A 15495-nucleotide genomic window follows, 5' to 3' on the forward strand; every position below is an offset into this window, starting at 1 on the left:
TAAACGGATATGGCTGTGACTCAGCCACCCCCGAATATGAAAATTTGTATCCATTTTCACGGTAAACCCTCATGGCCAAATGATATTTCGGCCACCCCCGATCATGAAAACAGAATGTGTTTTCACGGTAAAAAAACTGCAATCGGACTTTTTACGACCCATCATACTAAAGCAAGCATGGCCGGATGAAAATCCGGCCAAATAGACTAAAAATACAGGACAAAACCAGCCAAAATGAACATGATTATCCTTTTCCAAAGTGATTTCACAGGACCGGAGACCATTACGCTCTGGGGTAGAAGAAAAGCCCACCTTGAAAATGTAAACCGCGTAAAGCCAGGGGATACATTGAAAGTGGGGCTGCTCAATCACCAGATGGGAAAAGGCACAGTAACTTCCATCTCAGAAGACTCAATTCAAATGAGTGTTGACCTGACATATGCCCCCCCTCTTCCCCTACCTCTGACCCTTATTCTTGCACTGCCACGTCCCAAAATGCTTAAACGGATACTACAGACAACAGCCTCCCTTGGGATAAAGGAGATATATCTTATAAATACATGGCGTGTTGAAAAAAGCTTCTGGTCTTCTCCGCTTCTCTATCAGAAAAACCTTGAAAAAGAGCTGATACTTGGACTGGAACAGGCAAAAGACACTCTTTTGCCCAAAATACATCTCAAGCGGCTGTTTATGCCATTTATCACAGAAGATTTACCAGATATTATTGAACAATCTTCCCAGATTGAATCCCCTCCCCTTCTTCTGACAACCCATCCAGGAGAACAACTGCCCCCATGTCCTGAAAAGGTCAAACAGCGCACAATCCTTGCCATGGGCCCTGAAGGCGGATTTATTGACAAGGAAATTGCATCTCTTGAAAAAGCTGGTTTTAAAACAGTACAGCTTGGCAACAGAATATTAAGACTTGAAACAGCCATTCCTTATGTGACAGCCAGACTTTTTAAGTAGTTGTTGCAAATAACTTGAAATGCTCAAAAATCGGGCTGATCATTTTTTATATATTAACACAATTATTAGATACCCAGACATTACTATAGATTTCCAGAAAAACATTTTGGCATTTCAACTTTTGAAAGGGTAGTCACAAAGGGATGCCCCTACTGTATTGTCAAAGCTAAAAATTAGGGTTCGGTTAATTGTAGAGACAAGCCATGCCTTGTCTCTACGTTGCAGATAAGCCTAAAATTAAGTGTTGGCAGTGCACTACATTACGATTGCCGATTTCATTATCTGGAAAACTATTATCATAAACAGGATATAAAAAATGACAAAAAAAAAGATTGTCTCACAAAATCCCAAAACAGACCCTGAACGTCAAATGGCCTTTGAAAGCCTTCCACCCCATATAAAGAACAGTATGGATGAAACGGAAAAAGAGCTTTTTCTCCATGCAGAAGAGTGGCCGGAATCAATGTTCAAGAAACTTGAAGAATTCATAGTCTCAAGAGAGTAATTCTTTACCCCTCTTGGTTTTAGTGTTAAAACCATCTCACTAAATACTAAACCCCAAAAAGGATAATTAATAATGGATTTTAAAAAAATCAGTATCAAATGGAAAATTTTTGGAATTGTCCTGGCAGGCCCCATTGCAGTAGCTTTGATACTTGCGGTTCAAAGGGTTAATGATATCAGGGTATGGGCTGAAAAATCCACCATTGAGAAGAGCCGCGCTGTGGTTCTTATGGCAGAAGCCGGCAGAAATGAGATGGCGTCAAAACTTAAGCTGGGGATAATGAAGCCTTTCAAGGAGATTGATAAAAGTAAAATTGTGGAGGCTGTTCCCATAATAACTGCAATTCACATGGCAAAAATCAATGCTGAAAAGGCAGGATATGAATTCAGGGTTCCAAAATTCAATCCCAGAAACCCCCAAAACACTCCCACAGAACTTGAGAGCGCCATACTTAAGGAGATAAGCAATAATAATCTGGAAGAAAAAATTGTTATTGAAAAAGATCAAATCCGCTACTTTAAACCTGTACGCCTAACAAAGGAGTGCCTCTTCTGTCATGGAAATCCAAAGGGACAAAAAGATCCAACAGGAGGCACAATGGAAGGCTGGAAAGAGGGAGAAATCCATGGAGCATTTGAGATAATAACCTCCCTTGATGCTGCCAATGAAGCTGTCTCAAAGGCCAGGCTGACAATTACCCTCTGGACATCTTCAATCCTTATTGTAATTAGTCTTATGGTGTGGCTGCTTATCAGAATAAACCTTGTGAAACCCCTTGAAACTTCAAGAGAGTTTATCAAAAAAATCAGCAAGGGAGATTTGACCGACAGCATTCAAGAGAGTTCAAAGGATGAATTTGGCGAAATGTTTCACAACCTCAATGAGATGGCAGCAAACCTCAGAAGCATGATGACGGAGATATCCGGAAACAGCCAGGTTCTGTTCAACTCATCAAGCGGGCTTCAGGCCATTGCCGATTCATTATCTTCGGGTTCTGAAAAGACATCCGGTAATGCAAATACCGTGGCTGTTGCAGCAGAAGAGATGAGTGCCAACATGAACTCTGTTGCTGCTGCTATGGAACAGGCATCCACAAATATCAGCATTGTTGCAACATCGGCAGAAGACATTACAAGAAATATTCACACCATCTCAAACAACTCAGATAAAGCAAGGGAAATTACCCTTAAAGCTGTGAAACAGGCAATGACAGCATCGGAAAGGGTTGACAAGCTGGGCAAGGCTGCCACAGAAATCGGAAAGGTAACTGAATCCATAAGTGGCATTTCAGAGCAGACAAATCTTCTGGCACTAAATGCAACCATTGAAGCTGCAAGGGCTGGAGAGGCAGGAAAGGGTTTTGCTGTTGTTGCCAATGAGATAAAAGAGCTTGCCAAGCAGACATCTGAAGCCACAAGTGAAATCAATAACATGATTGAAGGTATCCAGAAATCCACCATGGAGACTGTAAAGGATATTGAAGAGATCTCGGATGTTATCAACAATGTTAACACAACGGTTTCAGAAATTGCTGTCTCTGTTGAGGAGCAGTCAAAAACCACAAGCGAAATTGCAGAAAATGTAAGACAGGCATCTTTAGGAATAAGTGAAGTAAATGAAAATGTATCACAGACATCTGCAGTATCAGAAGAGATTGCCCGGGATATTTCAGATGTAAATGAGTCCGCCCAGGAGATGTCGTCAAACAGTGCCAGACTCAATGAAAAATCAGGTGAGCTGTATGAAATTTCCGAAAAGATGAAAGCAACTGTTAGTCAGTTTAAAATTTAGATTCATAGTTGTGTTTTGAACTTAGCGCCCTTCGGGCGTGCTTTTCCATAACCACTTGCTTTTGCAGGATAAAAATGGAAATTCCTATACTATCAAGTTTTAACTGTCGAATTGGCAACCAATCCTCCCCCTCTCCGGCAACGGAAAGGGGGTAAAGGATTGGCAATGGTAAGAATCAATTACCCTTCATAGCTTCAATAAGATCTTTCAGCACATCATCTGCCTTTTCAACAGGAACCTGGCAGGTACCCACCTTTTTATGTCCTCCACCGCCATGCTGAAGCATCAGTGAACCAATATCCACCTTGCAGGTTTTATTTAAAATACTGTAACCGCAGGTCATGACAATGTTCTGTCGCTGGAAACCCCACATAACCTGAATTGAGACATTTTGTTCCGGATATAGGCTGTAGAGCAGGAAACGGTTACCTGTGTAAATCTCTTCCTGGTTTCTCAAATCCATCACAATAACATTGTCGTGAATGGTTGTATTTTCCCTGACCATATCCTTGAAAAGTGCATCCTGTTCAAAATATCGACGAGTTCGCTCCTTTACATCCTCAATCTCAAGAATCTCATCAACGCTTTTACAGCGGCAGTAGTCGATCATGTCCATCATCAAATTGTAATTACTGATTCGATAATCCTTGTAGCGCCCAAGTCCTGTTCTTGGATCCATGACAAAGGAGAGCAGATCCCACCCTTTGGGGTTGAGGATTTCATCTGCTGTAAAATTGCCGGAGTCAGCTTTATCAACAGCCTTTACAAGCTCATTGACATGGGGGCTTGGAAATGCTGTTGAACCGCCGTAAAAATTATAAATAACACGTGCGGCACTTGGTGCAGAAGGATCGCTGTTACCATTGAAATCTCCGTAGGCCTGTCGTTCCATTTCACTTGAATGATGATCAAACCAGAGACCACAACCTGGAACATAGGGTATATTTGCAAGAATATCGTTTTCATTCACATCAATCTTGCCATCCTGAATATCTTTGGGATGAACAAATTTAATATCATCAATTATCCCATTTTCCTTAAGCAATGCAGCGCAGCCCAGGCCATCAAAGTCTGAACGGGTCAAAAGTCTCATAGTTATCTCCCTTTTTCCTAAGCAGTGATGATTCATCTATTTTTTGCAACACAGTTTCATATTAATAAATGCTATTTGTACAAAATAATCAGTTGCTTTGCAACAGATAACACCTGTTTTTTTATATCTTGAAAATATTTGGCCTGTTCGAGTAAAGATTGCCTGAACTGAATACTTAACGCTGCAAATAGTTGCTCCCTTTTTTGTTGTCTTTTGTTTCCCTGATGTTTATATTAAATATTAATAATAACGTACATGGCGGATTACCGCCACAATCGAAGGGATGAAAGTCATTTTCAAAACAGGCTGTTACGGAGACTTTCATATAAAATATGAGGGCGCTCTTTGCCGCTTTACGCTTTCAGGAAAAACCTGTTCTTTAGAGAAACTCAATCCAGGACTTTCATACTTCGTTGTACTCAAAATCGACATCTTATTGCTTTTTCAGAAGTTATTTCAGTTGTCTGAACCAGGATAACCAGGATGGATAGGATGCTCAGGATAGAAAATCTTGCCTTATCTTGTTAATCTTGGGAATCCTGATTCAGACAGTGTTGACAAGGCTTACAAGATCATAGGTGTCGATTTTGAATGTAGATTGAGCTACCATGACCGTTTGTATGCACGGAAGAGAATTTATTGGTGGTGTCCCAAATATGTTGATGAGCTCTTCACAAACCTTGATTCAGCAGGGCTTTCACAAAAAGATATCAACATTTTTATGACACTACCAATTTATTTTCTTATATTATAAAATTGTTAATGAGGGAAACGATGACAAATTTAAAAGTTTTGAATTTTATGATATTTATATTGATATTTTTGGGTTGTCTGTCTCCGTTGTCAACCTTTGCACTTGAACCTGCACCTCCAATATCCGACCGTGAGATTACCGAAAAGCTTGCAAGATTAGAGGTAGGCCTGGAAGCACTTAGATCTGAGATGAAATCAACTAATGAAGCACTTAGATCTGAGATGAAATCAACCAATGAAGCTCTTAGATCCGAGATGAAATCAACCAATGAAGCTCTTAGATCCGAAATGAAATCAACCAATGAATCCCTTAGATCTGAAATGAAATCAAGCTATGAAGCCCTTAATACGAGACTGGATGATTCTTATAACACAATGCTTGTTTTTTTTGGTTCACTTATAACGTTGATTGTCGCTCTTTTTGGTTATATAGTCTGGGATCGAAGAACAATGGTTAAACCAGTTGCTGATCAACTCAATCGTCTTGAGCGTCAAGTTAACAACGATCTTGATTTGAATCATTCAGATGGTTCTCTTTTGAGAAGGCAGCTTCAGGCATTGAGACAGTTTGCAGGCAAAAATCCGGAGTTTGCTGAAATCATGCGGGGGTTAGCATTGCTTTAACAGTTGGAAACCATTATCAATAACGGGTGAATCACCGAGACGAAAATCAAAAATGATAAAAAAAACAGGCCATGCAAAATTACAATAATTGCATGGCCTGTTACTTTAAAAAAATCAACATCAGGAAGGCACGAATATTGAGTATTCCCTCCTTAAAAGCCAAGAAGAACTCTACCCCCTAAAAGGTAAGATTACATCTCTTTTATTGCCTCTGTCAGAGCCGGCATGAACTCAAGGATATCTTCAACAATACCCACATCAGCAACCTGGAAAATAGGAGCTTTGGGGTTTTTGTTAACAGCAACAATATAGGGATTTCCCTTTATGCCGCCCATGTGCTGGAAGGAACCGCTGATTCCCATGGCCATATATACCTTGGGTTTAACTGTCTGACCGGATGTTCCAACCTGGCGGGATTTTTCAAGCCATTTGGCATCAACAATGGGTCTTGAACATGAGACAACAGCACCCATGGCCTCTGCAAGCTCCTGGGCAATTTCAATATTATCCTCTTCCTCAATACCACGGCCAATTGAAACAAGGACATCTGATTTGGTAATGTCAACATCACCAACCTCGGCCTCAACAACCTCAAGAAAACGCCTTTTTGAAGTCAAATCGCCTGCATCACCTGATTTATCAACAACAGTTCCGCCTGCTGAACCTCCTTCTGTCGGAGCAAAAGCTCCCGGTCTGATGGTGATAACTGCACCTGCTGAAATATCACAGGTTACATGGGTGCTTACAGCACCTCCAAGTTCCTGTCGAACAAGTTTAAGTGAAGTTCCGTCAACACCTTCAAAATCCACAGCATCCGCGGCAAAGGCAGAATCAAGCTTGATGGAAAGACCAGGGCAAAGATCCATGCCAAAGGTGTTATGGGGAGCAAGAACAATTGCAGATGCATCAAGGATATTGCAAAGAGCCTTTCTTACAACTTCAGCATTGGGGTATGCAAGGGCTTCGTTATCCACTTTAATAACTTCAGAATAAAGGGATGTAATAGATTGGGCAACCTTGTCAAGATCTGCACCGGAACCTGTCACAACAGCAGTTACAGAAGCAGAAGAGTCAATTTTCTTTGCAGCTTCAATGTATTCCATTGCCACATCATCTGCAACGCCATCGGCATGTGTAACATATGCGTAAATTTTAGCCATTATGCAAGCCCTCCTTTGCTTTTGATTCTCTCAATAAGTTGAGCAATAATCTCATCTGTGGAGCCTTCAAGCATCTCTGCACCCTCTCCAAGATCCGGTACAAAGTAATCAACACGTTTGGTCTTTGCTCCTGCCTCTCCTACATTTGAGGCATCAATACCAAGATCTGAAGCACTCTTTACAGGAATTTCAACCTGGGCAACCTTACGAATACCCCTGATACCCACATAACGTGGCTCATTAATACCTGTCTGGATTGAAAGCACACATGGCAGATCAATCTCGTTCATCTCCTGATTTCCGCCTTCAATTTCACGTCCAACTTTAATTGTTGAATCGCCATCAACCTCTATTTTATTCACAAGGGATGCATAGGGAAGATCAAGCATTGCGGCAAGCATTCCACCAACCTGACCTGCGCCCTCGTCTGCCTGGGCACCTGTAAGAATCAGGTCATATTTGCCTTTTTCCACTTCTGCTTTCAATATTGTGGCAATACCTTTTCCATCAGAACCTTCAAAAGCATCGTCAGAGAGCAGGATACCATTATTTGCACCCATTGCCATTTCGCGCCTTAAAACCTCTTCTGACTCATCATCCCCAACAGTAACCACAGTAACGCTACCACCCACATTATCCACAATCTGAATGGCCTCTTCAACTGCATAGTTATCCCATTCATTTACGGAATAGACCAGATCATCACGATCAAGATCATTGCCTTCACTGTTAAGCTCAAATTCGTTCTCTGCAGTATCGGGAACGCGCTTGACACAGACTAAAATTTCCATTGCTACCTCCAGGTTCAGTTAAAATAGATCTTTTATCACTATAGATTGCCAGAAAATAATTTTGAAATCTCAACTTTGATGGTCTCGTAAAAAGCCAGATTTCAGCATTTTTTGAGTTGTAACATGCTTAAATTATTAATAGCGAGTTTGCTATTTCGGACTTTTTACAGGTTCATCAACTTTGGAGAGGAGAGCCCAATAAGGGCTGCCCCCTACAGTACGATTGGCAATTTCATTCATCTGGAAAACTATAAAAATCCACAAAGATCATATAAAAAATTATGTTTGAATTTAGGCATCTTTCATTTGCCAGTTTACACTTTTCCGAACAGAAGCCCGTTTTTAGAAGCTCCTGTTCCGGAAAGTGTAAAGTACTTTCTGTATGATATGAAGAATGCCTGAATTTAGGCTTTATGCCAAATGCTCTTCAATAAGCTGGGTAAAATCCATTGCGATAATTTCACCTTCCTTGCCTGCAACCTTGATTGCATCCTGAATATTTACAAGGCAGAAGGGACATGCTGTTACAATCACAGTGGCACCGGCTTCTGCTGCCATGTTTACACGCAAAACGCCCATTCTTGTCTCCTCTTCCGGCTCATAAAAGAGCATAAGACCACCACCACCACAGCAGAATGAACGATCACGGCTTTTTTCAAGCTCAACACGGTTGAGATTCTTTATGGCATCAAGGGCTTCTCTCGGGTCTTCATATACACCGTTATGACGTCCAAGATAACAGGGGTCATGATAGACATAAACTGCATCCGGATCAATGGCAGGTTTAAGTGCCAAGGCACCGGATTTAATCTTTTCTGTAATAACCTGACTTACGTGTTTTACCGGTGGCAGATCACTGTAGTCATTTTTAAGGGCATTGTAGGCATGGGGGTCTGCTGTCACAATCTCTTTAACGCCTGAATCCAGAATAGCTGCTGTGTTCTGGGCTTTCAGATCCTGAAAAAGCATCTCTTCACCAAACCTTAACACCTCGTTACCACTATCTTTTTCCGCCTTGCCAAGGATTCCGAAATCAACCCCTGCCTTTTTGAGAATCTTTGAAGTATTCTGGGCAATTGTCTTTATATTGTCATCAAAGGATGTGATACTGTCCACAAAGAAGAGAGTATCTGCAACAGCGCCTTTTTCAAGGACCTTAACTTCACACTCAGCCTTGAACTCTTTTTCACTGCTCCAGTCCGCACGTTTTTTCTCCATGATGCCATATGGATTTCCACGTTTTTCAAGGGCTTTTAAAGGTTTCTGAAGGCTTTGGGGTACCATCCCTTCATCCACCATACCTCGTCGCATATCAACCATTTTGTCAATATACTCTATACCAAGGGGACACTCCTCTTCACAGGCACCACAGGTGGTACATGACCAGATCTCATCCTCTGTATAGATATCCTGCACCAACATCTCGCTTTTGTAGATCTCTCCTGACAGGGGATAATTTCTGAAGATCAGATCCCTTGCCTTGATTGTGATAAATCTTGGAGAGAGCGGACGTCCCACAGCATTGGCTGGACATTGATCAGAACATCGGCCGCAGTCAGCACAGGAGTAGAAATCAAGCATGTGCTTCCATGTGAAATCCTCAAGATTTTTAACGCCAAATGATTCAAGATCGTCAAGCCCTTCCACAGAGACTCCATGTACAACCGGCTTGATATTGCCCTTTTTGACACGCATGAAAAAGACATTGAATATTGATGTAATAACATGGAAATGTTTTCCCATGGGAAGAAAGCAGAGAAAGAAGAAAAAGGTAAGATCATGTATATAGTACATGACAAGGTGCAGTCCCTGAAGGGTGCTGTGGGAAAATTCAGAAACCATGCCACGGAAAAACCAGACAAGTGAAAGCGGAGCTATGAATTCAGAATGTCCTGTATGCTGCATTTCTGCTGCAAGTTCTGTTGCCTCAAACATGCTTTCGGATATCATGAGGGTTGAAATAACACCGAGAACAAAAACAGCTTCTGCTGTATGATCTTTTCCATATTTTTCAGGAACATCATACCTTGATGGTCTTACAATACCTCTTCGCACCGCTGCAACAATACAGGCAATCAACACTGCTGTTGCTGCATAATCCTTGAAAAAATTGTAGATATCCCCAATAAATCCATTAAAACCCGGTAATACAAAATCGTGGGATATGCCAATTAATACAAGGGATATGGAGCGAATGGAAAGTACAAGAAAACCTGCAAAGATGACAATATGCAGAATACCCGCTGTTCTGTAACGTGGCTGACGGAGCTGGCCAAGCCAGATGAAAAAAAGATTTTTCAAACGGTCAACAATATTATCAAAGCGATTGTCAGGGGCTGCCCTTACAAGTGGTGCAATACGCCTTGCCATGATATAGGCAAAAAAGCCTATTCCTGCCACAGGTATGAGCACAGACAAAATAACAGCAGGGAAAAACCGAAAAACTTGAAACTTGCTGGTCCAATCAATGGTGACATGATGTTACTCCATAAATAAAATTATTAATATTACGTGAACACCTTTTTCCTCTTTACTGAATATGGATTCACATGTTTAATGAACAATATGCGAAACGTCAAGAAAAAAGGCTATTTAGCTTCTATATGCCATTCAGATCATATATGTTCCTATAAATTTCCACCAAAAAAGTTGTACACCTTAATTTCCAAGGTCAAAAATATGAGTTCTCCAGATAAAATATTTTTTTTAAAATAAACCAGGGCTGAAAAACGACATCCTTACATATAATACAGAAAGTACTTTACACTTTCCGGAACAGTATCCTCGAAAAACGGTCATTCTGTTCGGGAAAGTGTAAACTGGGAAATGAAAGATGCCTGAAAAACCATATATTATGAGGCATTATTATTATGCGGCATTGTTTTGAATGCCGTTCATATATAAATCCACAAGGGGGTCTGCCATGGATACAAGATCATATTTGCCATCTGCTGCAACCCAGGTGTTTATGACCCCTTCAACAGCACCAAGGATAAATCTCTTTACAAGTCCAACAAAAAGATCCTGACGCATTCGCCCTTCCATCTGCCCCTGTTCAATTATTTCCGAAAGAAACTCCAGATAGACCTTGGAGACATCCTTAAGGTGACTTTCAATACCTCTGCGATACCTCACCTCTGACTGAAAAATAACCGCCATGTTAATATCATTCTGAAACTCCCTGAGATGACACTCAATTAGATTTCTGAGTTTCAATTCAGCGTTTTCAGCACCATTAACGGCATCTCTCATTTTCTGGAAAAAATGGGTACTCTTAAAATTCAAAAACTGATACAGTATATCATCTTTATTCTTAAAATATAGATAGATAGTGCCATCTGCAACTCCTGCCTCAGCCGCAATCTGGGAGATAGTAGATTTATGAAAACCAAATCTGGCAAAGACTGCTCCGGCACCGTTTAAAATTGAATAGTATTTTTCTGTTTTTTCTCTTTCTCTCTCTTTCAGCAAGGCTTCACCCCTTCAATTTGTGGAAATATACAAAAATAAACCCGTAAGCAGCCATCCGCCCAAGCCTTCTTTTTACTTTACCGTGAAAATACCCTATCATTTTCATGATCGGGGGTTGCCGGAGTCCGTCCATGAAGGTTTTTATATGAAAGTCTCGGTAGCAGCCTGTTTTAAAAACGACTTTCACTCCTTAGATTGTGGCAGGTATCCGCCATGTACGTTAATCAAAAACATAAGGATAAAACAATCACACCAGAAACCTCAAATGAATTTATATTCATACACTATCAAATTTTTTTTCCATGTGTCAAGATGATATTTTTATTTTCATCGAAAAAAAAGTACTGCAAAAAAATCAATTAAAATCAGTGCATTAAAACACATATTACAAACAGGATAGTTTAAATAAAATGAACAATCAACCCGAATAGTGCTTATGAGTATCAATTCATTTAAAAGCAAGTCCTTGATTTTTTTCCTGTTCCATGCAAAAACTTGAACAATAATAAAATATAGAATCAAGGAGGATAACGTGCCCAACCATTCAATTAATACCAGGGATTTTACAAAAGCCCTTGAAGCAGGAAGACCGGAAAACATTAAATCGATTTTCCCCAACTCCCGCGCACTTATCGTCAGCGGCAAATATATTGACAGAGCCATGCTCACCAAAGGCAAAGCAATGACCATAGCAGCCAATGGAAGAAATTATTTTGTAATAAAAGGTTCTCTCATGGCTGCCCAAAGGGCAAATGCCGCCATTATTATCGAAATTGCCCGTTCCGAAGGAGGTACATCGGCATACTGCGCTGTAAACCTCTGGAACATTGCCCGTCATGTGGATGCACTTTGCAATGAACTTAATATCACCATCCCTGTAGCCATTCATGCTGACCACTTTGGAATTAAAAGTTCTGATGAAATTGAGCAGGCAAGCGTTGAGATTCCAACCCTTTTTGATGCAGGAGTAACATCCATTGCCATAGATGCATCCCATCTGCCTGATGATCAAAATCTTCTTGCAAACATTGCACTAAAACCATTTATACCTGACTGGGCTGGCCTTGAAACTGAAGTTGGTGAGATAAAAGGAAATCTTGGTCTCTCCACACCAGAAGAGGCACTTTTCCTTATTCAGGGTCTTAATGCCCACGGTATTTTCCCAAACTGGATTGCACTCAACAACGGAACCACCCACGGAATTGAATCAAGTGACTCAGGAATCAATGTTGAATTAACAGCACAAATTCATGATACCCTGAAGCCCTACAATGTTTCAGGTGCACAGCACGGAACCTCTGGCAACAGCTCCCAGCGGCTCAGAAACATTGCACAAAACACACTTACAACAAAGGCCAATGTTGCCACAGCACTTCAGATGATCTCCTGGGGAGTTCAGGTAAATGATTATGGCAATGCAATACTTGATGACAACGGCAACTTTATAAAAGAGCCAGATCTTGGTGTTAATGAAAACCTGGCAAAAGATGCTGCAATATGCAGATGCGCATAAGCTTAAAGGCGGAGATTTTAAAAGCTGAATCTTCCATTTGAACCAGTTTTGCTTGCCCAGCCAAAATCAATCCGTGAAAGAATGGCAAAGGGTGTTGAAGAGTTTGTGTACAATATTCTGGTCAATGTCTTTAATGCTGAAGATACAGCTTCCATTGCCATTGAAGATATAATAAGGACAGGCACTCCTGATCCCGGTAATAAAACAGGAATAATTGAAAATCCCGAAAACTGGACAAAGGAACAAATCCTGGAAAAAGGCAAACTCATGGACAACCCCACTGGTCCATCCGGTGATTTTGATGACTAACAGAGTTAAAACTCACATTTGATATTTTGATTTTTGACATGAGCACCAGAAATTATTAAAAATAATCTTTCAGTTTACATCCTTCCGTGCCGATATAGAGGCTAAAGGAGAAAAATGAGATGCAGGTACCTTCATATCAAATACAAAACGTACTGAAGGTTTACAGCAAGCAGTTGAGCCAGGGACGTATTATTGCCCGTAATGAAAAAGCTGGGAACCAGCAGCAGTCTGCTGACAGTGTCAGGATCTCTGCCGAAGGGAAAAAGGCCTCAATCATTGAAAAAGTGGCATCAGGAATTGTTGACAAGATTACAAAGGTCGGCCCCAGGGCAACAATGGAAAAAGAGATAGCAATTCAGACTGAAAAAGAGACTGGTGGCAAAAAAATAGAGTTCAGCCCCAAAAAAGGTGAAAAATTCATGTTCAATTCAATTGATGAGAATAATCAAAAATCCACCAAAACTCTATCTGTTGAAGATTCACAGTTTATACTCAATCGCATGAATCAACTTGCAAAACAGGCTGTAAACATAGAAGAGGATATTTAATATTATCCCGAGAGTACTTTTTAAATTTTATACACAGCATTGTTGTGCCTAATTTAGGAGCCGCTGGCTTCCACAATTATCATTAGTACTTAAAATTCCATATCATTCTAATGATGACTGCCATATCATTACTTAAAATGATGGATTTAAAGGATGCCAGCCATGAAGTTCAGCAAGAGGATATCAGCAATTTTCACTCATTTTTTACCTTTGAAAAAGCAACAGAATCTATTTGAGGCCAATACCGCAAGGCTTCTTTTTTAAAAACTAAGGTTCAAGAAAAAAGGCTTTTTGGCTCAAGAAGAAAAGCTTTTTGGTGTCAGAGAACTGAGAGGTGTATCATGAAAGTCAATTATCCCGGCAGCATTATGATTCAGACGGCCTATTCCAATTCAGATGTGGGTCGTTCATCAAAAAATACAGCAAATCAGCCTGTTGCCAGAACTACTGGAAAAAGAGACAGTGTAACGCTGTCGAACACAACCCGCCAGCTCCAGAAGGTTGCCTCTGCAATGGACACTCCCAGGACAGACAGAGCGGAAAAGATAAATGCCCTGAAAAGCGCCATTGCAAATGGTGAATACACTGTAAATCCGGATCAAGTGGCTGAAAAACTTTTAAACACATTTATGGGATAACTCATGTCAACAATATTTTTAATCAAAAAACTATACCCGGAAACATATCCGGGTTTAATGTTTTATAAAAAAGTCCCCGTCTTTTAAGTCTCTAAAGGACTTTCATGCTTCGTTGTGGCAGATGGATCTTCCATGGCCGTTACATGAAAGCCTCAGTAATATCAATGCCTCAGTAAGTTGCTGTTTTTTTTAAACATCTTTCATCTCTTCGATTTTTGCGGTGATCCGCCATGTAAATTATAGTGGATATAAATTCAAATTTAATGATCAGAAGAGGACGAAATCAGGCCATGGGTTATCAGATACCTTAAAAGTTACTCTCCTCAGCTTAACAAAAATATTCTGCTATCACTTTCCATCACCTCCAAATCTACATCTACTCACCAAAAATCTTTCCCAACCTTATCAAATAGATTTAATGATTAACATGATCTTAAAATCATGGTAAATATTATTATTTCACAAATCAATCTGCCGATCTTAAACAAAATAGATCTCCTGATTTGCAAATTTCATTTGCCGTTTTGCAACGTCTGAAAAAACATGTACATTTTTCGGGAATATCAATCCAGACAGCTTAAATCGGCATGCATATTGCATTTGTCTTCTATAAACAGAAGACCACAATAACAACAACCAATGCTGAAACAGTTATTATTTCTTATTTTAAATCACTATCTCTTCCGTTAAATACAACTTGAAAAAGAAACCTGAAACATCAACTTACAAGAAATTTTTAACTGTTAAAGGCGCAGGGCAAGCAGGTGAATCCAATGATTAATCCAATACACGCATACACGCCATCCACACAGACCAGCAGTGCTGCCGGAAAAACCACTGACACCGAGCAGGGACAGCTATTCAGGAACCTTCTGGAAAAGGCATCTGGTGAGGAATCAGGAAGAGTGGGACAGAACAATTTTTCCCCCTTGGGGGAAATTTCTTCCCCTTTTAACCTGACAATTGAGGAATCTCCTGGAATTCTTGAAAGCCAGACAGATGAGCTTCTTTCAAAACTTGAGCTATATTCAAGAAAACTGGATAATCCTGAGGTTACTCTGAAGGAGATGAGCACACTTCTTGAAGATATCTATAAAAATGCCCAGAGTCTGCTACAGGAGACAGAAAATACTGAAGGGTTATCTGAAAATGATGCTGCCTTGAAAGATATTGCCTGTCACTGTGCCATAACTGCACAGTCAGAGTATATCAAATTTCAAAGGGGGGATTATCTTTAGATTATGGAACCGGATATGAACTTAGCGCCCTTCGGGCGGGCTTTTTCATAACCATCTGCTTTTGCAGGATAAAAATGGAAATTCCTATACTA

Annotated in this window: 15 protein-coding genes; 10 read left to right on the plus strand and 5 right to left on the minus strand. The window is 40.4% G+C overall.

Annotated elements, in window-relative coordinates:
• The first annotated feature begins 234 nt into the window (after positions 1 to 234).
• From MTBBW1_RS18035 to MTBBW1_RS18045, 3 genes are all read left to right on the plus strand, one after another.
• Complete coding sequence (locus tag MTBBW1_RS18035; RefSeq protein WP_080805620.1) at positions 235 to 969, plus strand: 16S rRNA (uracil(1498)-N(3))-methyltransferase; 735 nt, start codon at positions 235 to 237, stop codon at positions 967 to 969.
• Positions 970 to 1285: 316 nt separating this feature from the next.
• Positions 1286 to 1474 (plus strand): hypothetical protein, encoded by a 189-nt coding sequence (locus tag MTBBW1_RS18040; RefSeq protein WP_080805622.1) that lies wholly within the window; start codon positions 1286 to 1288, stop codon positions 1472 to 1474.
• A 72-nt stretch (positions 1475 to 1546) separates the two neighbouring features.
• On the plus strand, positions 1547 to 3265 hold the full coding sequence (locus MTBBW1_RS18045; protein ID WP_080805624.1) for a methyl-accepting chemotaxis protein: 1719 nt from the start codon (positions 1547 to 1549) through the stop codon (positions 3263 to 3265).
• Positions 3266 to 3440: 175 nt separating this feature from the next.
• Here MTBBW1_RS18045 and MTBBW1_RS18050 read toward each other — a convergent pair whose 3' ends face one another.
• The gene (locus MTBBW1_RS18050; protein ID WP_080805626.1) at positions 3441 to 4358 is read right to left on the minus strand and encodes an exopolyphosphatase; all 918 of its coding nucleotides are present in this window, start codon (positions 4356 to 4358) and stop codon (positions 3441 to 3443) included.
• A 511-nt stretch (positions 4359 to 4869) separates the two neighbouring features.
• On the opposite strand from MTBBW1_RS18050, the gene MTBBW1_RS18055 reads away from it, so the two are divergent.
• Positions 4870 to 5112 (plus strand): hypothetical protein, encoded by a 243-nt coding sequence (locus tag MTBBW1_RS18055; RefSeq protein ID WP_080805628.1) that lies wholly within the window; start codon positions 4870 to 4872, stop codon positions 5110 to 5112.
• Positions 5113 to 5132: 20 nt separating this feature from the next.
• Positions 5133 to 5735: a coiled-coil domain-containing protein gene (locus MTBBW1_RS18060; protein ID WP_080805630.1), complete on the plus strand. Its 603-nt coding sequence runs from the start codon at positions 5133 to 5135 to the stop codon at positions 5733 to 5735.
• Between the two features lie 191 nt (positions 5736 to 5926).
• Here MTBBW1_RS18060 and MTBBW1_RS18065 read toward each other — a convergent pair whose 3' ends face one another.
• The 4 genes from MTBBW1_RS18065 to MTBBW1_RS18080 form a co-directional block, all read right to left on the minus strand.
• Entirely contained in the window at positions 5927 to 6895 is a 969-nt protein-coding gene (locus MTBBW1_RS18065) for an electron transfer flavoprotein subunit alpha/FixB family protein (protein WP_080805632.1), read from the minus strand.
• The gene (locus MTBBW1_RS18070) at positions 6895 to 7686 is read right to left on the minus strand and encodes an electron transfer flavoprotein subunit beta/FixA family protein (protein WP_080805635.1); all 792 of its coding nucleotides are present in this window, start codon (positions 7684 to 7686) and stop codon (positions 6895 to 6897) included. The genes MTBBW1_RS18065 and MTBBW1_RS18070 overlap by 1 nt, the downstream gene beginning before the upstream one ends.
• Positions 7687 to 8097: 411 nt before the next feature.
• Positions 8098 to 10098, minus strand: a complete 2001-nt coding sequence (locus MTBBW1_RS18075; protein ID WP_245809468.1) for a (Fe-S)-binding protein — start codon at positions 10096 to 10098, stop codon at positions 8098 to 8100.
• A 456-nt stretch (positions 10099 to 10554) separates the two neighbouring features.
• Entirely contained in the window at positions 10555 to 11157 is a 603-nt protein-coding gene (locus MTBBW1_RS18080) for a TetR/AcrR family transcriptional regulator (RefSeq protein WP_342743927.1), read from the minus strand.
• 532 nt (positions 11158 to 11689) lie between these two features.
• On the opposite strand from MTBBW1_RS18080, the gene MTBBW1_RS18085 reads away from it, so the two are divergent.
• The 5 genes from MTBBW1_RS18085 to MTBBW1_RS18100 all read left to right on the plus strand — a co-directional run bounded on the left by MTBBW1_RS18085 (position 11690) and on the right by MTBBW1_RS18100 (position 15403).
• On the plus strand, positions 11690 to 12670 hold the full coding sequence (locus tag MTBBW1_RS18085) for a class II fructose-bisphosphate aldolase (RefSeq protein ID WP_342743928.1): 981 nt from the start codon (positions 11690 to 11692) through the stop codon (positions 12668 to 12670).
• A gap of 48 nt (positions 12671 to 12718) precedes the next feature.
• Entirely contained in the window at positions 12719 to 12979 is a 261-nt protein-coding gene (locus tag MTBBW1_RS30225) for a hypothetical protein (protein WP_342743929.1), read from the plus strand.
• Between the two features lie 119 nt (positions 12980 to 13098).
• Entirely contained in the window at positions 13099 to 13527 is a 429-nt protein-coding gene (locus MTBBW1_RS18090) for a DVU0524 family FlgM-associated protein (protein WP_080805637.1), read from the plus strand.
• Between the two features lie 341 nt (positions 13528 to 13868).
• Entirely contained in the window at positions 13869 to 14165 is a 297-nt protein-coding gene (gene flgM / locus MTBBW1_RS18095) for a flagellar biosynthesis anti-sigma factor FlgM (protein WP_080805640.1), read from the plus strand.
• Between the two features lie 773 nt (positions 14166 to 14938).
• On the plus strand, positions 14939 to 15403 hold the full coding sequence (locus MTBBW1_RS18100; protein ID WP_080805642.1) for a hypothetical protein: 465 nt from the start codon (positions 14939 to 14941) through the stop codon (positions 15401 to 15403).
• Positions 15404 to 15495: the final 92 nt, after the last annotated feature.

This window comes from Desulfamplus magnetovallimortis (genome assembly GCF_900170035.1).
Classification (GTDB): domain Bacteria; phylum Desulfobacterota; class Desulfobacteria; order Desulfobacterales; family Desulfobacteraceae; genus Desulfamplus; species Desulfamplus magnetovallimortis.

Bases quoted from the DNA above. Each gene is read 5' to 3' on its own strand.
- MTBBW1_RS18060 (WP_080805630.1), top strand. From the start codon at position 5,133: ATGACAAATTTAAAAGTTTTGAATTTTATGATATTTATATTGATATTT.
- MTBBW1_RS18100 (WP_080805642.1), top strand. From the start codon at position 14,939: ATGATTAATCCAATACACGCATACACGCCATCCACACAGACCAGCAGT.
- MTBBW1_RS18045 (WP_080805624.1), top strand. From the start codon at position 1,547: ATGGATTTTAAAAAAATCAGTATCAAATGGAAAATTTTTGGAATTGTC.
- MTBBW1_RS18070 (WP_080805635.1), bottom strand. From the start codon at position 7,686: ATGGAAATTTTAGTCTGTGTCAAGCGCGTTCCCGATACTGCAGAGAAC.
- MTBBW1_RS18040 (WP_080805622.1), top strand. From the start codon at position 1,286: ATGACAAAAAAAAAGATTGTCTCACAAAATCCCAAAACAGACCCTGAA.
- MTBBW1_RS18065 (WP_080805632.1), bottom strand. From the start codon at position 6,895: ATGGCTAAAATTTACGCATATGTTACACATGCCGATGGCGTTGCAGAT.
- MTBBW1_RS18050 (WP_080805626.1), bottom strand. From the start codon at position 4,358: ATGAGACTTTTGACCCGTTCAGACTTTGATGGCCTGGGCTGCGCTGCA.
- flgM (WP_080805640.1), top strand. From the start codon at position 13,869: ATGAAAGTCAATTATCCCGGCAGCATTATGATTCAGACGGCCTATTCC.
- MTBBW1_RS18090 (WP_080805637.1), top strand. From the start codon at position 13,099: ATGCAGGTACCTTCATATCAAATACAAAACGTACTGAAGGTTTACAGC.
- MTBBW1_RS18035 (WP_080805620.1), top strand. From the start codon at position 235: ATGAACATGATTATCCTTTTCCAAAGTGATTTCACAGGACCGGAGACC.